Annotated in this window: 18 protein-coding genes; 5 read left to right on the plus strand and 13 right to left on the minus strand. The window is 42.1% G+C overall.

The genetic code is table 11. The features are described 5' to 3' along the window. Positions 1–11 precede the first annotated feature (11 nt). The 5 genes from ACIGG7_RS07950 to ACIGG7_RS07970 all read right to left on the minus strand — a co-directional run bounded on the left by ACIGG7_RS07950 (position 12) and on the right by ACIGG7_RS07970 (position 4,485). Positions 12–482, minus strand: coding sequence for a DinB family protein (locus ACIGG7_RS07950; RefSeq protein ID WP_397549349.1), 471 nt, complete (start codon positions 480–482; stop codon positions 12–14). Positions 483–576: 94 nt separating this feature from the next. After that, entirely contained in the window at positions 577–1,821 is a 1,245-nt protein-coding gene (locus ACIGG7_RS07955) for an MFS transporter (RefSeq protein WP_397549350.1), read from the minus strand. Further along, positions 1,818–2,267 carry an ArsR/SmtB family transcription factor gene (locus ACIGG7_RS07960; protein ID WP_397549351.1) on the minus strand — a complete coding sequence of 150 codons (450 nt, stop codon included), beginning with the start codon at positions 2,265–2,267 and terminating at the stop codon, positions 1,818–1,820. The genes ACIGG7_RS07955 and ACIGG7_RS07960 overlap by 4 nt, the downstream gene beginning before the upstream one ends. Positions 2,268–2,405: 138 nt before the next feature. Beyond that, the gene (locus ACIGG7_RS07965) at positions 2,406–3,965 is read right to left on the minus strand and encodes a hypothetical protein (RefSeq protein ID WP_397549352.1); all 1,560 of its coding nucleotides are present in this window, start codon (positions 3,963–3,965) and stop codon (positions 2,406–2,408) included. Beyond that, positions 3,958–4,485, minus strand: coding sequence for a sigma-70 family RNA polymerase sigma factor (locus ACIGG7_RS07970; RefSeq protein WP_397549673.1), 528 nt, complete (start codon positions 4,483–4,485; stop codon positions 3,958–3,960). Before ACIGG7_RS07970 ends, ACIGG7_RS07965 begins: the two co-directional genes overlap by 8 nt. Before the next feature lie 200 nt (positions 4,486–4,685). On the opposite strand from ACIGG7_RS07970, the gene ACIGG7_RS07975 reads away from it, so the two are divergent. After that, positions 4,686–5,915, plus strand: coding sequence for a TolB family protein (locus ACIGG7_RS07975; protein ID WP_397549353.1), 1,230 nt, complete (start codon positions 4,686–4,688; stop codon positions 5,913–5,915). Between the two features lie 291 nt (positions 5,916–6,206). On the opposite strand, the gene ACIGG7_RS07980 is transcribed toward ACIGG7_RS07975, so the two are convergent. After that, positions 6,207–7,214 carry a hypothetical protein gene (locus ACIGG7_RS07980; RefSeq protein ID WP_397549354.1) on the minus strand — a complete coding sequence of 336 codons (1,008 nt, stop codon included), beginning with the start codon at positions 7,212–7,214 and terminating at the stop codon, positions 6,207–6,209. Further along, positions 7,204–7,752, minus strand: a complete 549-nt coding sequence (locus ACIGG7_RS07985; RefSeq protein WP_397549355.1) for a sigma-70 family RNA polymerase sigma factor — start codon at positions 7,750–7,752, stop codon at positions 7,204–7,206. The genes ACIGG7_RS07980 and ACIGG7_RS07985 overlap by 11 nt, the downstream gene beginning before the upstream one ends. Before the next feature lie 172 nt (positions 7,753–7,924). Here ACIGG7_RS07985 and ACIGG7_RS07990 point away from each other — a divergent pair, with 172 nt between their 5' ends. From ACIGG7_RS07990 to ACIGG7_RS08000, 3 genes are all read left to right on the plus strand, one after another. Continuing rightward, entirely contained in the window at positions 7,925–8,722 is a 798-nt protein-coding gene (locus ACIGG7_RS07990; protein ID WP_397549356.1) for an alpha/beta fold hydrolase, read from the plus strand. 94 nt (positions 8,723–8,816) lie between these two features. Continuing rightward, on the plus strand, positions 8,817–9,254 hold the full coding sequence (locus ACIGG7_RS07995) for an Imm26 family immunity protein (RefSeq protein ID WP_397549357.1): 438 nt from the start codon (positions 8,817–8,819) through the stop codon (positions 9,252–9,254). A 184-nt stretch (positions 9,255–9,438) separates the two neighbouring features. Further along, positions 9,439–9,912, plus strand: a complete 474-nt coding sequence (locus tag ACIGG7_RS08000) for an Imm26 family immunity protein (protein ID WP_397549358.1) — start codon at positions 9,439–9,441, stop codon at positions 9,910–9,912. A 166-nt stretch (positions 9,913–10,078) separates the two neighbouring features. Here ACIGG7_RS08000 and gpmA read toward each other — a convergent pair whose 3' ends face one another. After that, positions 10,079–10,846 carry a 2,3-diphosphoglycerate-dependent phosphoglycerate mutase gene (gpmA, locus tag ACIGG7_RS08005; protein ID WP_397549359.1) on the minus strand — a complete coding sequence of 256 codons (768 nt, stop codon included), beginning with the start codon at positions 10,844–10,846 and terminating at the stop codon, positions 10,079–10,081. A 119-nt stretch (positions 10,847–10,965) separates the two neighbouring features. Between gpmA and ACIGG7_RS08010 the strand changes: the two genes are divergently transcribed. Further along, positions 10,966–12,666, plus strand: coding sequence for a pyruvate oxidase (locus tag ACIGG7_RS08010; protein WP_397549360.1), 1,701 nt, complete (start codon positions 10,966–10,968; stop codon positions 12,664–12,666). A 75-nt stretch (positions 12,667–12,741) separates the two neighbouring features. Here ACIGG7_RS08010 and ACIGG7_RS08015 read toward each other — a convergent pair whose 3' ends face one another. The 5 genes from ACIGG7_RS08015 to ACIGG7_RS08035 form a co-directional block, all read right to left on the minus strand. Beyond that, the gene (locus ACIGG7_RS08015) at positions 12,742–13,344 is read right to left on the minus strand and encodes a hypothetical protein (protein WP_397549361.1); all 603 of its coding nucleotides are present in this window, start codon (positions 13,342–13,344) and stop codon (positions 12,742–12,744) included. A gap of 145 nt (positions 13,345–13,489) precedes the next feature. Next, the gene (locus ACIGG7_RS08020) at positions 13,490–14,458 is read right to left on the minus strand and encodes a glycerophosphodiester phosphodiesterase family protein (protein WP_397549362.1); all 969 of its coding nucleotides are present in this window, start codon (positions 14,456–14,458) and stop codon (positions 13,490–13,492) included. Between the two features lie 123 nt (positions 14,459–14,581). Continuing rightward, positions 14,582–17,173 (minus strand): phosphoenolpyruvate synthase, encoded by a 2,592-nt coding sequence (ppsA, locus tag ACIGG7_RS08025; protein ID WP_397549363.1) that lies wholly within the window; start codon positions 17,171–17,173, stop codon positions 14,582–14,584. Between the two features lie 158 nt (positions 17,174–17,331). Then, complete coding sequence (locus tag ACIGG7_RS08030) at positions 17,332–18,165, minus strand: permease prefix domain 1-containing protein (RefSeq protein ID WP_397549364.1); 834 nt, start codon at positions 18,163–18,165, stop codon at positions 17,332–17,334. Further along, complete coding sequence (locus tag ACIGG7_RS08035) at positions 18,162–18,503, minus strand: PadR family transcriptional regulator (protein ID WP_397549365.1); 342 nt, start codon at positions 18,501–18,503, stop codon at positions 18,162–18,164. Before ACIGG7_RS08035 ends, ACIGG7_RS08030 begins: the two co-directional genes overlap by 4 nt. Between the last annotated feature and the right edge of the window lie 55 nt (positions 18,504–18,558).

Here is an 18,558-nt window from a genome sequence, read left to right on the forward strand (position 1 = left end):
TTTTTTCCTATTCATCGTTCCGACGGCCAAGACCCCTGCATCTTTCTAATTTGAATAATTTGTCCCGTATGATAAGCATCATGAAGCATGATGTCCAGCAGTTTTCCTTCAAGAGAATCTTCTTGAAGTATTTCACCTGTTGTCTTACTGAGCGCTTCTCTTAAACCTCGATGAGCCGTCTCAACGCGTTCAACGACTGCTCTCCATTCCTTATCTTCATTTAATTGTTTAGTGAGGTAGAAGGTTTCATTTCCGTCAAGAGAATTCGTCCTTTCACGGCCTTCCAACTTCGCCGTCAGTCTTTCTTTATAGTAAATCAGGTGATTCACATTTTCCCAAATGGTTTTGGTCGCTTCCCCGTCCGGTTTCCAACATGCTTGTTCTGCCGTTAGTCCCTCTATTGCAGATTTGAATGGGGCGTACCAACTTTCCTTGTCGAATGTAGTGTCGAGCATTCTTAAGAGTAGATCCGTTCGGTTCATTTTTTATTTTCCTCCTACTACTTTATCGTTCTACTTAATATTTCATCATAAAATGGAGAATTCCTTGTTCTGTCTACAAAACGGATAACCCTTTTCACATCTCTTTGACAGTACCAACTGAAGGTATACTTCCTTTTTGCTTTAAATGCGAAATCGTTGTCAACGCACAGAGCAAAGCGGCGATTAGTGCAATGATCAGCGTAGTTCCAATGACTAGATATTTCACCCCATATACCTCACTCAATAACCCGGCAAGTAAAATGGTTACGATTAGCATGGAACTCTGGAATAAACTCAATGTCGTACCAATACGGCCCATTTGATGGGATGGGATGCTCGTTTGGAAAAAGGTTTGAAATCCTGTGTTGGCGAACGAGGAGAAGAAACCGAGTATGATAAATCCTATACTTGCTGCTAAAAAGGTTGTTGAAAATGAGTAGATCACATAGCCGGCACTGAACAGACTTGTACCAAATCCGATCAAATAGGGAATCGTCATTCTTTTCGCAACCATGGACATGAGTAAGGATCCTGATAAATAGCCGACACCTGTGATACTCATTAATAAACTGAACTGACTTTCCGTTAAGCCAATCACTTTCTGTGTGAAAACAACTTCCTGGGAATCCAGTGCGATCGCTAAGGTCATGATCAATTGAAATAGAAGATAGACAGTCAGGAAATACCTGTGCTTCTTTAAGAAATGCAGCACCATTCGTAAATCATCTACTATGATCTTTATGTACTTGGATGATTCTTCAGTAGAATCAGATCTTATGTGCAGATTGGGTAAAAAGAAAATCAGAACCCCTGACAGCAGGAAGGAAACGGCGTTACACCAAATGGCAACATGGTAAGAGCTAAATTGAATTAACGCACCTGCTATAGCTGGGCCCAGTACCAGGGAGCCTGTTGTGAGAATCGAACTGATTGAGTTATAGCGCAACAAATTTCCCTTAGGAACGAGTTGAACCGTATAAGCTGTGGAAGCCGGCCTGAAAAAGGAGCTGCACAGGCTTATAATGAATAAGACAGCATAGATGGACCATAACTCGGACAGCAAGGGGATCACCGCTACAAAGCAGCCCCTTAATACATCCATTACGATCATGATATGTTTTTTGTATAGACGGTCTATCATACTGCCAGACCAAAACCCCGTGATGATGCCAGCTATCGGTCCAATGATCCAAAGTCCGGCAACAGCGGCTACGGAATCCGTTTTGGCAAATATAAATAAATTTAATGCAACGAGATAAATGAAGTCACCAATATAGGAAATCCCAACGGCACTCAATAGCAGGCCGGGTGCTTTCCATTCTCTTAATGATCCCCTCATCGATCCTTGACCTCTTCAAATGAGCAGGATACTTTGAATTCTGGTTTATGTTCATCCTTTGACAGATGGCTTTCCCACCTGACAAAAAGCTGCTCCAGCTCCAGCAGGAATTGTTGCTTTTCTTCCGGGTTTAATTTTAAGTTTGTAGAAAGAGATGAAGCTGCCTCAGAGTCTTTTTCTTCTAAGACGAATCTGGTCGCTTTAGACCTGTAATACTTCTCAAGTATGCCTCCTTTCTTCTGCTCCCTCACAAGCTCCAATATCCCCCCTTTATAGAGAAGTTGAATATGATAATGGACACTCCCTACAGATTTCTCCAATCTATTCGCAACTTCCATCGCGGTTAATTCCTCTTCCTTTAACAGATGAATGATTTTGATTCGAGTGGCATTTGAAATCAACTTCTGCTGCTCCATTGAAATGGATATCGACGATTCATTTTTCATGATTAATCCCCCTTATTCTAATATTATAGATTATTCTATTTTTTTAGAACATCTCCTTCTTTTTAAGAAAACTTTTTTCAAGAAGATAGAAACAAATGAAAAGGCGCATATCCTAACTCGTGATATGCGCCAGTAAACCTATTCTGCTTTTTTATATGTGCCCAACAATCTTTTCATTTCACTTGCGGATACTTCATGAGTGACGATTTCAATCACATAGTCACCCGTTTCTCCCTTAACATGAACGTCCTCCGTGCCTTCCACATTAAAAAGGCTCCATTGAACCCCATTCATAGTTGTCGATTCAATTTCTTCGCCTAATGGTCTATCGAAGTCTCCTGTTTTTCTGAGGTAGGTGTCCTTAGGATAGATTCTTGTGTAAAGCAGACGGGAACCAGATCCGATTTCATTTTCAGGCTTGTCATAACTGTAGACAACAAATGCTTGAAGATCTTCATGATACTGTTCAATACTGGCAGAAAAAGGAGTGATCTTTGGATCGTCCAACTCATAGAACAACGGCATGGTGTCCCTTTGAATGGCCAACACTTCTTCTACTTCACTCAGTTTTGTATCAGCATGTTCAATGACTTCTAGTTCTTTTTCCCTCTCATCCATTGGAGGAAGGTCAAGCATTCTTCTTTTTTGAAATCCGTCAAGATCAGGCTCGAACTCATTTTCATGGAATGTTTTATTAATTTCCAAGCTTGTTGGATGTATATAACTGACCAGCTCACCAGATTCACTATATACCTCTTCTTTCACGATTATTCCAGTGTCTTTATCCACCCATATCCTAAAATCCTTTTCATCTGGCTGCATGATATTGACCAGGCTGTCATCAAGAGTTCCTGCTATGACCAGCGTATTATGTTCCAGTAGTTGCTCATTTTGTTTTTCTATTGACCATTCATTTTCATTTCTTAAGTATTTCGCTAAGAATTGGTAATTGTAGAGGGATGCGAATGCTGCCATGTTAGGTGGAGTTTCCCTGTACATTTCCCTATACTCGTATTCATAAATATCTTTGGGGTCCATATTAAAGATATCCTCTGCTTTTACGATCTTCCTTTTCTTTTCACGTATATTCTCATCTTTCGAATAATCATTAAACTCTAAGTTAAGACGCCATACATTTTCCTTGTTATAATACGTTTTATCTATTGTCTCTTTTGTTTGAGGATTATTCGGGTCGGGATGACTGGTAACCTTCTCATATCCACCTATAACACCCTTATTACTCATCTTATACTCAACTGTAGACTTGCTTATAGATCCGTCATAGTACAGATCATATCTTTCGAATTGACCAGATGCCGTCTCAAAGTAATCAACAGAATTAAATAGTTTATGGAGAACATCTTCTTTCGTCATATCCTCATAATTCTCTTTCGTATGTGGATGCGTAATGGATTTTGGTTCCTGATGTTCTTTCAACTCTTTTTTCTCATTGGAAAGGTTCTCTTCTTGAGTTAAACCTAAATGATTTAGAACAAAATAGCTTGAGAACCCAATAAAAAGTACAGTGAAACCAAAACTTAATAGCACTCCTAAACCAAATCGCTTCTTTTCTCTACTCGGCTCACGATTACTCTTAAAGTGGTTCCTTACAACCGCTTTGTTTCTCTCCCTGAAATCTAAATCTTTCAGTACCTGTTCATCTAATACTTCTTTCAATTGATCCAACATATCACTCATTTCCCTCCCCCCCTTTAAGCTTCTTCCTTAACATGTTTCTTCCCCTATGTAATCTGGATTTGATAGTTTGGCTGCTGACCCCCAACAAATCTTCAATCTCCTTATACGTAAATTCTTCATAGTAAAACAGAATCATGATTTCACGATATTTGATGGGAAGACCCAATACACTCTGGGATAACTCTGTTTTTGCTTCTAGGTGGAGGACTTTGCTCTCTGGGGTGTGATGTGTAATGCTTCTTGAAGAAAAGAAATCACTAAACACAAGATTCCTAAAACTCCAGCTTTTCAACCGATCCTTACACAGATTTACCGTTATGGAGTAAATCCATGTTTGATAGGATGATTCATGACGGAACGCATCAAACTTTTGATAACACCTGATAAACACTTCCTGTGCCACATCCTCGGCGAGTTGCTCTTGTTTCAAATAGGTATAAGCAAGTCGCACAACCTTCTTTCCGTACTCATCCATTAACCATTCAACCGTCTCTTCTCTGCTCATTTCATTTTGCTCCATATACAACTTCTTATCTCCTATCATCATGTACTCCCTTTCAACCTTTAGACGACGCCCAAATTGAATGGTTGCAAAAGTTGTAAAAAAATCCATTTATACGTATATTTTCATATTAGCATTGGAGTCAATGTTTGGCCCCCTACATAATTAAACCGATTCAAGAAAATAGTAAGTACACCACCAAAAAAGGAGACTTCCGCATGAAACCAGCCATCCTGCTCACCATTATATTTATGCTTATTTTCCCATCGACGCCCAGCGCTTCGATTAATAATTCAGTGAAGGCTGCTTTTATCAGGGGAGGAAACGTGTGGACCTTAGCAGATGGTAAGGAAACGCAAGTCACGAACACGGGAAACATCCACTCCGTGCCCAAATGGTCAACCGATGGAACCATGATTGCCTATCAAATGGAGTCAACAACCCAAGGGCAGTCTGAGCTGTGGACATACAATCTCAACACCCGTGAAAAGAAGAAAATCTCATATAACGGCCATGTACCGAAATGGGCTCCACATAAAAACCATCTTGCCTATGTAAATAATGGAATCCTGGATATTTCAGACCTCAAGCGATTCTACAACATCGCAACCGGGGTCAGTGATTTCACATGGCTTCCGGACGGCAGTGGGTTCCTTCTTTCTTCATCGGGAACCCTTAACCCGGATGGATGGTCCAGCGCTTCTTTATTCATAAAAAAAGTCGGGAATAACTATGAGGATATCGTCCTATATGGAGGGGTTGAGCCTTTCTTTACACTCCCACGGGAGATAGGGACCAATGATCAAAACAAACTAATCGCTGTCGATGCCGAGCAGCTGACCTATTCACCAAGCGGCAAGTGGATTTCTTTCGTTGTGTCTCCTACCGCTTCCTGGTCCATGGACAGCAATATGGTGTGTGTCATTGATAAGGACGGAAAGAACTTCGAGGTTTTAGACGAGATGGTTTTGCAGGTAGGTAAACCGCAGTGGTCACCATCAACGGATACACTTGCCTACATCGCAGGCGGCGGGAGAATCGTGTTCGGTTTCAAAAACAAGGATCTTAAGGTGAAGGAAATGCCGGTTTCAGGAACCTTTACTCCTCCCGATTTTGCTGACCTTGATTTCGATTGGATAACGGACAAGTCTCTGGTCGTCTCGAGAGTCAAAGAACAGGAGTGGACCAATGACTTTAGTAAGCACCCGCTACCTGTCCTCTACACCTTGAACATCGATTCCCACAAACAAATGAAGGTAACGAGTCCTCCCAAAGGATGGGGAGACTATGCCCCTCAGTTCATTCCTTCCATTGACAAGCTCGTTTGGCTGAGGGGAACATCTCTTACTGATAGGAAAAGGGATCTTTGGATCGGGAATACGGATGGAACTGAAGCGGAGGAATGGCTTCGGGATATAGAGGAGATTGTATTTTACGAAGGTATTTAATGGACCTTCAATATTTTTTGACAAATAGATCATATTGGGTCAAAGGTGGATCATAAGTTTGAATTCCAGATCATAAATCCTGAAAGCGGAGCATAATTAGTCCAAACCGGCTCAAATATCAGCACTTTACTTAGGTCGAAATAGATTATTAGTTCCACATTGGACCATGCAACAGTATTTCTTCAAGATTCACACTAATATTTATTTAAACAGAATAGAAAACCAATAAAATCCGGGCACAAGCCCGGATATCTAATTAATTTTTTTAAAAACAATCTCCACTCAATAAAGTCACTCATCAATCTCCAACACAACCACATCGAACAACTCCCCATTCGTATAAAGCACAAACGCCCACTCCCCCCGCTCAGGGATCATAACAGAAGATGGAGCATGAACATCCGCGCCATTATTCTCCCCGCCGAGAGGAATCGTCCAACTCTCACCGTTATTTAATATTGGATGCACGGTCCCCGACTCTCTGTGATAACCAACCACTGTGAGATCTGAGGCTTCCGTGTCCCACAGATGCCACATCCACTTTTGTCCGGACAGGCTTGGCATGTCGGCACCAATGATACCTGACTTGTTTTCATTCCCAATCATGTTAGATCCAAATGTGGTCGCCTTTCGATCCCAGTTGATCTGGTTAAAATCACTTTCTCGAACGTAGTCAGGGATATCTTCTGGTAACGTGACAGGGCCCCCTTCTTCTTTTTCAGCCACACTTACGACGACATTACCGTAAGCCTTATCGTCAAGGTAGACTTCATACCTCCATATTCCGCTGTAGGGAACCTGAAAATTTGCCGTGAAACGCTGCAGGCTTGAATACCCCGGCGAAGGTTTCGTTATTCTTTGAGGGGGCAGTACTTCAATGCGCTGACCTGTTTTCTTATGCACCGCTATAACGGATAGGTCTTTTCCTTTGAATGTGTCAAAAGATTCTTTGAAACTAAAAATGTAGCCATATGGCTTACCGGCATGCAGTTCTGGATCAGGTATGATACTAAATAGGACTTTATTATTCTCCTTATAATCGTGATGGACTCTCCATGTGTTCGGACTCCCGTTAATCGAACCATTCTGCTTTAGCAACAATTCTGTTGAAACAAAGAAGCCTATTAAGCAGATGGCAACAGTCGTCATGCTGAATATGATGAATGGACTTGGACGTTTTGTCTCTACCGGATTATGAACGGTATGCCGAATCTTATTTTTTTGTAACTCCGTAAAGTGGCGGCCTTCGTGAGTTGTAGAATTCATTGCTCTCTTCAATTCGTTAAGCTTATCCTCCATCTCCGTCCCACCTTTCCATCATATTTTTCAGCTTACTTCTGCCTCTGCTTAGCCTGGTTTTGATCGTATTCCGGTTCAACCCTAACAGCTCTCTTATCTCATCAATGTTGCATTCTTCATAATAATATAGAATAATAACTTCCCGATATTTCACGGGCAAGTCTAGAACACTCCTTGAAAGAATCTCTTCCTCACTTCGCTTCAACACACTCATTTCAGGTAACGGTTCATTTGATGTAAAACGAGAAAACAGACTTGAATTCATCACCACTCTCTTAAACGCTGAACTCTTCAGAACATCCTTTGCTCGATTAATGACCAGTCGGTATATCCACGCTTTAAATGAAAGAATCTCATCTATTTTTTCATAATGCCTGTAGCAAGTAACAAAAACATCCTGCACGATGTCTTCCGCCAGATTCCAATCTTTCACATAGTTGTAAGCCAATTTCGTTAGCCGTTCCCCATATTCATCCATGATGATCTCTAGCCAGGCATCCCTGCCATCTGAATGGTCTTCATTCTTTACCTTTCTCACACGTTCCTCACCTCATTCCCCGTTTAATGCTAAGACGAATCAATTAGTAGTTGGTTTCATTTTTTTAGAAAAAACTACCTGTATGTGCATTCAACACGCGTAGAAGAGTATCCTTTGATTAATCCAAAAAATAACATATACTTTTTATAGATTACTAAGGAGGAGAAGGTACATGACTATTCACCATAAAATAATCGGAGAAGGCTTTCCCATCGTAATGGTCCATGGATGGACACTGGATCATCAGGCGATGATGAACGCGATGGAACCGAATTTTGAAAAACGTACTGGTTGGAAGAGAATATACATAGACCTCCCTGGAATGGGGCTTTCTGAACCACAACAATCCATCCAGAATTCAGACGATATGTTGGAAGCTGTTCTTGAACTGATGGATGAATTGATCCCAGATCAACCCTTCATCGTTTGCGGATATTCATATGGGGGATATATGGCGAGGGGGACCGTTCAGGCGAGACAAGATTATGCCCGTGGTTTAATGCTGCTCGCCCCCATGGTCATACCCGATTCTGACAAAAGAGAACTGCCGCAGCAGGTTGTATTAAAAAAAGACCCTCATTTACTATCAAACCTCTCTTCACTGGAAGCCGAAGCTTTTGCCTCCATGGGTGTCGTTCAGGGTAAGAAAGAATGGGAAAGGTTCCGGGATGACATACTGATTCCTTCCACTCAAACCAATGAAGAATTCGTGAACAGGATCAGAGAGAATGGATATGGTTTCACCTTCGACCTCTCACATCAACTTGACTACCCGACACTGATTGTTACAGGTCGGCAAGACCATGTAGTCGGATATCAGGATGCGTGGCAATTAATCGAGAACTACCCAAGGGCTACCTTTGCCGTGCTTGATATGGGTGGTCATAATGTGCAGATCGAGCAGGAGGAAGTCTTCAATGCTTTGGTGCATAATTGGTTGGACAAGCTTGAATTTGAGATTTTGAGATAGTCGTAAAATAGAAAAATGCAATGTGTTGAGGGGATTTTCATTAACGGTCAGTTTGATGGAAGAACGGGAGATGATTTAGGAATGTGGTGTTTTAATGACAAGAGAGCAACGTAAACGAATCAAAATTGGAGATGTATATGCTATACCTTTACCAGATGGGAAATATGCCTTCGGTAGAATATTTAAAGATGGTGGCATTGGGATCTATAAATATATTGGGGATAGTATGGATGATATTCCGAAGGGTGAGGAGTACCAATTTATTGTTGGTGTATATGAATATGTTCTAAAATCAGGAGATTGGACAATTGTTGAAAATCGACCTTTCAAAAGGGATGATGAAGCTTATCCGCCTCCTTCTTCTATCATTGATAGTACTACAGGCGAATATTCCATTTACCATAAAGGCGAAATTAGAAGTGCAACGAAATCGGAGTGTGAAGGATTAGAAGTGACGGCAGTTTGGGCAGATAATCACATCATAGATAGGATTATGGGTGATGATAAGTGGCACAGAGATGATAAATCTTAATTTTTTTATGTTCCACAAACAGGGGCTTATCCAGTATAGGATAAGCTTCTATTTTTGCTTGAGTTTTTCTTGAGTAGGTTGCTCCTATTTGAAATAATCGGTAATAAGTGAAAGGGGCTGTTTAGTAGAACTAAACTACAAAGTAAAATACTCAACTATTATAAAGTGAGCTGGTGTTGAAATTATGATAAGAAGAAGGAAAGTAAAAGTTAAAGTGGGAGATATTTTTTCAATTAAAATAGACGAGAATAGATTTTGTTACGGGCAAGTTCACTCCAAAGGAGAATTTTGTGATTTTATAATTATTTTTGATTTGATTAGTAATGAGCATCCACCAGTCAAAACACTTCCTAACAAACCTGTTATTTTCCTTGTTTCAACTGTTTTAACAAGGATAGAGGATGGTCTTTGGGAAGTGTTAGGAAACCAATCGATTCCTGAGATTTATTTTCCTAAATATAAAGAAGAAACAGATGAAGGATACCAGCTAATAGATTATTTAGGGAGCGTAATAGATGAGCACCCAAGAAAAACTGAACTAGACGCATTAAAAGAATTAAATTCTTGGTCTCCAATCTCAATTGAAAATGCATTAAGAGCTAAATTTATTGAACTAGAATGGGACAGTTATTACGACGACCTCATATACGAACCATAGTCTTTCTTCCATTAACGGAGGCTTTAATGGAAGAAGTTATCATAAAAATGATATGTTCAGGGGTAACACCCCTGAACATATCTTTTATGAAACACATTTTTTCTACTACGAATTAACCCATAAAAATAGAAGTTTATTTTAAGCTAATGATTCCCTTTAAATCCATTCATCCCATCCAATCCCAATTCTCCCTATCATCCAAATCCATATGCCGCGGAATTCTATCATGCGGCACCTCTCCCTCATCGTCCAAATAATAATGCCTGATAGGCTTCAAGTCATCATCCAATTCATACACAAGCGGGATGCTGTTTGGAATATTGAGGCTGACGATCCCATCATCCGGAATATCGTCAAGGTACTTAACGAGTGCCCGTAGCGTATTCCCATGTGCTGAGATGATGACACGCTGATTGTCCCGGATCGTCGGGACAATTTCTTCATGCCAATAGACGAGAGCCCTTTTTTCAGTATCGAGAAGGCTTTCCGCAAATGGCATATTCGCCTCACCTACAGAAGCGTATTTCGGATCGGAGAGGTTCCCTCGATGCCCTTCTTCTGAAATTTCCGGTGGCCGGATATCGGCAGACCTTCTCCATTCATGGACCTGCTCTTCACCAAACTTCTCTGTCACTTCATCTTTATCCAATCCCTGCAGCCCGCCATAATGCCGCTCGTTTAGTCTCCATGATTTATGGACTGGAATCCAGACCAGGTCCATTTCGTGTAGCGTGATCCACAATGTTCGGACAGCTCGTTTTAAAACCGATGTATAGGCAACATCGAATCCAAACCCGTGTTTCTTCAGGACGGCTCCCGCTTTCCTTGCCTCGTTATAACCATCATCCGTCAAATCCACATCCGTCCAGCCAGTAAATCGATTTTCAAGATTATATTGGCTCTCGCCATGACGAATCAACACAAGCTTCTTCATCTTTATCACCCCAGGATATTTATTTTTTCAGTATGTGCATGTTGAGTTAGAAATATTGAGTAATTTAGGAAGTATTGTACCAAAATAGAAATAACCAATTTTCGAGAGGAGAATACGTGATGTTTAAACAGAACGCTGGTGAAAAATTAATTGATCTCTTAATCGAATGGGGCGTCGACCATATATACGGCATGCCAGGTGACTCCATCAATTCGATTATCGAGCCACTACGAAAAAGACAGGATAAAATTAAGTTCATTCAAGTCAGGCATGAGGAAGCAGGGGCTCTGGCTGCGGCGGCGTATGCGAAATTAACAGGGAAACTGGGCGTGTGCACGGCGATTGCCGGCCCGGGGGCAATTCATCTTCTGAATGGATTGTATGATGCCAAGCTGGATAGAGCTCCGGTTTTAGCGATTACTGGTCAAGTGGAAACGGACCTTCTCGGGACCGATTCCTTTCAAGAAGTGAACCTCGATAGGATGTTTGACGATGTTACGGTTTATAATCAGCGCATCATGTCTGCTGAACAGTTACCTGCCGTTGTCAATCAGGCGATCCGGACTGCCTATGCCAAAAAAGGGGTATCCGTGCTGACCATCCCGGATGATATCCCCCGCTTTGAAGTAGGCAAAGAAGCTCGCGTAACGGCCAATTTTGCTGTAAAACAAGATATCTCTCCACTCCCTGAAGATTTACAAAGAGCAAAGGAAATCATTGAAGGGGCGGAACGACCAATCATCCTTGCTGGAAAAGGCGTCCACGGACATCGTGAGACATTATTAGCATTTGCTGAAAAGGTCGGGGCTCCCATTGTATTGACCTTGCCAGGTAAAGGCGTCATTCCTGATAAGCATCCCTATTGTTTGGGAGGTCTAGGTCTGATCGGAACAAAGCCTTCGTATGAAGCCATGCAGGAAGCAGATATGCTCATGATGATCGGAACCTCATTCCCGTTCACAGGTTTTCTGCCGGACAAAGCGAAGACCATTCAGATTGACATCGATCCTACCCAAATCGGGAAACGTTACCCGGTTGATGTTGGTCTCGCAGGAGATGCCGCCACCTCCCTTAAATGGTTGACTGAGCATATCTCAAGAAATGAAAATCGCGATTTCCTGGAGAAGAATCAGGAAAGAACGAGTAAATGGTGGGACACGCTGGAGGCGCAAGAAGAGAATGGATCAGTTCCACTCAAGCCTCAGCGACTGATCCATGCCCTAAAGGAAATAGCGTCAGATGACGCCATCCTGTCTGTGGATGTTGGTAATGTAACGGTGTGGATGGCACGTCATTTCCCAATCACCAATCAGTCCTTTATCATTTCGAGCTGGCTCGCAACCCTTGGCTGTGGTCTGCCGGGAGCTCTTGCCGGTCAAATCGCCTATCCCGATCGACAGGTGTTTGCGATTTGCGGAGACGGCGGATTCGCCATGACGATGGCAGACTTCGTAACGGCAGTCAAATATGACTTACCCATCATCGTCGTGGTCCTAAACAACCATAAAATCGCCATGATCAAATTCGAACAGGAAGTGATGGGGAATATTGAATTCGGTACAAACCTTCAGAACCCTGACTTCGCCAAATATGCAGAAGCCTGCGGTGGAGTCGGATATCGAGTTGAACGCCCAGAAGACATCCTGCCATCACTGCAAAAAGCCATCCAACAAAAGAAACCATGCATCATCGACGTCGTCGTCGATGCCGACGAAGCACCAATGCCGGCCAAAATCCAGTTCTCCCAAGCCGCCGGCTACACCAAACACATGCTAAAACAACTATTCGAAGAAGGAAAATTTGACCTTCCACCTTTGTAAAAGAAGAGGGACGGACCTTGAAATGCAAGGTCCGTCCCTCTAAATTTTTGAGAAACAAGGTCCGTCCCTCAAAAATTATTCTTTTAAAGCCGTTAAACCGATTTTTGACATAAACCCATCAGGTTCTTCTCTTTTCATGATGTTGGCGAATTTTTTTATGAGGGTGATTTCTTCTGTTTCTTGAGTGACGGAAACGTGGCCGTCACTATTGCCAATGTTTTCACCTAGTGGGCCAAGGACTGTTTGAACATCTTTATTTTGCTTTCTGGGATCAAGAACTATCTCCAGCCGATATCGTTTGTCTTCACCGGGCCTTGTAACTGTGATGGACTCAAGCGTACCATCCTTCTTCACTTTGATTATGCCAGAGGCTGCGACGGAATCTAGCGGACCGACAGTGTTTCTCACAATTTGAAGGGATGTGGCACTTTCAGGATAAGGCTTTAATTGAACGTCTATGATCGTCCCTTTTGGTAAGGTAGTCTCTCCACGTACTAGGAGCTTTTTCTTGAAAAGCTGCACCGTTGCATTCACCTTCACTTCATTATTTGGATTATTTACAACCTTCTCAACTTTTCGCTCCCCTTTCTTTTCATCAAAAACAATCACACGACATCCGTTCAAAAGAGGGATTAGACATAAAATAATAATGATCTGTTTATACCTCCACCCCCGCATCACTTCACCTCCCACTCTAATATGTTAACTCTACTAATTAGTTTATAATCTACACAATAAACTGTAAATAAATGTTATAAACCTTATAAAATATCTTTTCACTATAAAAAAAGGTACTTAGATCTCAATCTAAGTACCTCAAAAATCATTCCTTCACAACCGAAGCAATCCGATCAATTCTATTTGTCCAAATCCAACCTTTATACCCCTCTGGAATACGCTCAAGATCCGACTCTTCATCAAACCCTTCGGACCAATTCCCGTCTCCAGCTACAAGGATCACCCTCGTATTGACCTCTTCCATTCGATTTACGAACTTAGTTGGAAATCCCCAGAGGTAAGGAGCGTACTTTTCCGGTATATGAATTTGCGTGTTTTTACAAGCGTCAGGTATGTAGCCGGTCCAGCTTATTGCTTCGTAAGATAGAACACAGCTTTTGAGCGTTTCTTTGGACATTGCACGCAAGCCGGGCATCTTCTCTTTTAGAGTTTTGATTGGTTCATCCCCGCCGTACACAGATAAATCGTCCATCCTTGTCTTTGAGTAACGGGAAAGGTACTCAGTCAATTGTGTTCCTTCCACAGGGTCATTACTCTTAATGTGGATGAGGAATTCTTTATTCGGGAAGTGTGTTAAGACTTCGTTTAAGGTAGGCATCTTTCCTACCCCTTTCCCTCGAAAAGGATACGTCTTTCCATTGTCAGCCGTATAGCCATATCCGACATCTAACTTTCTAAGCTCATCCATCGTATAATCTCTCGTTTTCCCAGTGCCATCGGTTCTGCAATCCAGGGTCCAGTCGTGGAAAATAGCAAATTCCCCATCTTTCGTAGGTTGAATATCAATCTCGACTAGATCTGCCCCCTCTTTGAAGGCTGCTTCCATCGAAGGAATCGTGTTTTCCAAGTATGGATGTTCAGGTTCATGGATGATTTCAGCAGTACACATCTCCCCTGTTATGCCTTCCATTGGAAACGTTTGAGCCAATCCCCTATGAGCCAGAAGCAACGGATCCCCTTCTCTTTCCTTCGAAAACAAAGAACTATTGTTAAGAAAAACAAAAATGGACAACGCTAGGAAAAACAGAATCGTACGTTTCAAACCTTTTTTCATTTGTTCCCCACCTATCACCACATCTAGTAAAACGATGAAAATACTACTCTAAATCAGTTTACCATTTCCCATAAAGTAAGGCGTAATCCATTTAAGGAACTACGCCTTTTATACCTTCATGAATTAATCCAATATCTCAATATACCCATCTGTTCCATGCACCCGGATCCTTTGGCCGTCCTGGATCCTCTCTGTAGCACGTTCAACACCTACAACAGCCGGCAGTCCATATTCCCGTGCAATCACTGCTCCATGAGTCATCAGTCCGCCAACCTCTGTGACTAATCCTTTGATGGATACAAATAAGGGTGTCCAGCTTGGGTCGGTAAACCTGGTAACGAGTATATCTCCCTCTTCCAGATTGGCGTCTTCCATGTTGACAATCACACGTGCCCGCCCCTCTATTACACCTGATGAAACAGCCAGGCCGGCGATGGCATCTGCCGGTAAATCCTTCCGCTTATATTCACCGGTGATGATTTCTCCGTCAGACGTGATCACCCGAGGTGAAGTGAGCTTTTCATAAAAGTGGTACTCTTCTTTTCGCTTACAAATGAGAGCATCTTCCGGTTCAAGCGTTCTCACTAAGTGCTGCAATTCCTCAAATGTAAAATAGAAAATGTCTTCTTTTTCTTGAAGAATATTCTGTTCGATAAGCTGTTCAGCTTCTTTTAATAATGCCTGCTTATAAACGAAGTAGCGGTGAATCATGCCGTATTTCGGATATTCCCTGTACCCGCTGAAATGTCGGATGATATCGATCCTGCGTTTCGTCTCTTTTACCTTTTGTTCGCCATCTGGTGATAAGCTTAATCGCTCCAGTAATTCTTGTTCTTTTTCGAACGCTTCCTGCCGCCCTTGCTCAAATTTACGCTTGCTTTCCTGAGGCTCAAACTGTTCGATGTTCCTGAGGATCATCGAAACAATGGTTGTTGGCTTTTCACTCCAGCGTACTCTCGAAATATCGATTTCTCCACTGCATCTTATCCCGTATTTCGTGAGAAAGTCTTCGATGGCTTCCCGGGCTTCCTGTCCACCCTCGATATTCACTAATTCATCCAGGAAAGTATCCTCTTTTACTTGTCGCAAGTATTCGATTACTGCCTGGTGTGGACGTATGACGTCGGCGACGTCCATCAATGCCAAGCCCATTTCGGAAGTGATGTTATTCGGGACCGATTGAGACAGTGTATCTGCCACATTTTTTTCTCCCAACCACTCGTTCATATGTTCATTGATCCAGAATAAAGCATCCATCGCAGCCATGATCACCCGAGAACTTTGCGGATCAAATAGAATCCTCTTTAATTCCTTCATATCCTCTAAGATGAAATCGATTAACTCGGATCCTGTTTTCGTATGGATGGTTTGTTTCAACTGTTCGATCGAGGACTCACTTTTCTTCATTAATTCAGCAACGATTGCAGGATCGGGGTCGACTGGATCCACGCCACCTTTCCCCTGAGATGGGATTCCTTCATCCTCGACTGTTTGGATGAAACCTTCTCGCTCTACAATTTTTGTGAGAGCATCTTTTATAAGCGGTTCGGATTTGCCCATTAGATCAATGAACGATTGTCTGATTGCCGGGGATGCCAATCGAGGTGTGCAATCCACAAACAACCGTCCACCCGCGACTTTCATCGGTGCAGGGGTCGTTAACAGGAAAAAGGACAACCCCAACGGCTTCATGGCATCCGTCATCATTTGCTGATGCCCGACAGAAAGATACACACGATTCTCTTCATCCGCCGCTCCCGGAATCGGGAATAAGGTCGTAATTGGCCGGCTTTGGACAATATAAAAAGTATCATCCTCTAGACACCATTCAATATCTTGCGGAGAGCCAAATTGTGCTTCGATCTTTCTTCCAAGGCGTGACAGTTCTATAATCTGTTCATCCGTAAGGACTGTGGCTTTCTGTTGATCAGAATGAATGGACTGCGTCACCGTCCCTCCACCACTTCGTCCATAGATAGCCCATTTCTTCATTGCAATCTTTTTATCTATAATCATTCCGTCCTGTACTTTATAGGAATCTGCTGAAACCAAGCCAGAGACCAAGGATTCACCAAGTCCGTAGCCTGCGTCGATGGATACGACCTTCCGATTAGAATTCACTGGGTCAGCCGTAAAAAGTATTCCTGAAACCTGAGGGGATACCATCCTCTGAACGATAACGGCAATATGAACTTGACTATGACTAAACCCATTTTGCATACGGTAAATCACTGCACGATCTGTAAAAAGGGAGGCCCAACATTTGCGTATATGCTCCAGGATGGCTTCTTTGCCGATGATATTGAGGTACGTATCCTGCTGCCCGGCAAAAGAGGCATGTGGCAAGTCCTCAGCCGTGGCACTGGAACGAATGGCATATGCATGCTCCTCTCCAAACTGGAAGAGATAGTAAGTCACAGCTTCGACCACTTCGGGAGGAATCGTTACACCCAGAATGATTTCCCGAATCTCCTTACTGACTTCCCCAACTTGATTCCTGTCTTCCGGTGTAAGCTTGGATAACCGAGCAAGCAAAGTGTGATACGTTTCATTTTGTTCAACCGATCTTTGAAATCCAACTGTCGTCACACTGAATCCGTCCGGCACCAGTACCCCTTCAATCTCCGATAATGCACCGAGGTTCACCCCTTTTCCACCTACAAGCGAAAGCTGGGATTGTTCCATTTCCTGAAAGCTGAGAACCAATGAACTCATACTGCCACTCCCCCTATCCATGAATGTTATTTGATTTTAGCAGGAGGGTAGTGAAAGAAACAGTCTGTAATACATTTTTTCAGCGTGGTATAATGAAAGTAGGAAGAGAAGTTTGGTTTGTAGATAACAACGTATAAAATGGATACATATCTAAAAATTTATGCTTCCTTAACACTCATATAACGCTTTTTTCTCCCCACAACGTAATAAACCAAATATCCCAAAACATTAAACAAAGCAAACACCACTATCCATCCAATGTTTAATCGCCTATGATGATAAGCATTAATGGTTGCCCAAATCGTGAACAACGTGATATAAATCGCCATTCCCGAGAACAAAATGATCGACAACCAGTCTCCTATATGTCTTGTTTCCATTTGGATATACCACTGCTTTCCATCCCCGTTTCCGTATGGAAAGAAATCTGCTTGTAACCATTCAGGATTCCACACTTTCTGTTCAAAACGGTAATCGGGCTTTGCGTCTCTCACATAATCAAAAATTATATTATTATTCTTCACACTACTAACATCATAAATCTCAACACTTGCGATTTGATCCGTCATTTCAATTAAACTATTTATTTTCATTTTCATCTCATCCGTGAGACTTGTCTTATTTTCTAAAACATAAGCGACCTGGGTAGCGATTTCAGCATTTTCCAAAGCATTTTCTTCTTGGATCGACCATACATATCCGAATGCCGAAATGGTAAAAAGAAGTACTGCCAGTGCAAGATAAAGGACCCATTTAGCAAACGTTTTTTGAGCCTTAAAGAGCTGCCCTACAATCGACCGCATCTCCTGCTCTCCACCGAAACGGTCAATAGCCATGTCAACAGCTTCTTGCTCAAGCATACCTTCCGCTTTAAGTTCATGAACGGCCTCTATTAAGTGACTTTTCATCTCAGCTTTTAATTCCTGAATTTCTTTTCGATTACCCCCGATATTCTCATAAACAGAATCTACATATGCATCAATCTGTCTCAAGATATCTCTCCCCCTTCGATAAAGGTATCAATCATTTTCTTTACGAATTGCCACTCCCTGCGCTTATCTTCAAAACCTTCTTTGCCGATTGGAGTGAGAGTGTAATATTTTCTTCTTCCCCCAGGTCCCTGTTCATCACCCCAGTAAGAAGAGATCCACTGGTTTTTTTCTAACCTTTTCAAGGATAAATAAAGCGTACCTTCTTTTAGCTCGAATTGATCTTCGCTTTTTTCGCGAACCGTTTTTGCTAATTCATATCCATACATATCACGGCTATTCAAGAGCGAGAGAATCAATGTATCAATATGTCCTTTTAAGACCTCTTTATTAATTTCCAAATTTTGCACCCCCTTACATATTTATAATATATATTACCTTATAATGCAAGGTATT

It is taken from the genome of Rossellomorea sp. NPDC077527 (assembly GCF_044542955.1).
Taxonomy (GTDB): Bacteria; Bacillota; Bacilli; order Bacillales; family Bacillaceae_B; genus Rossellomorea; species Rossellomorea aquimaris_E.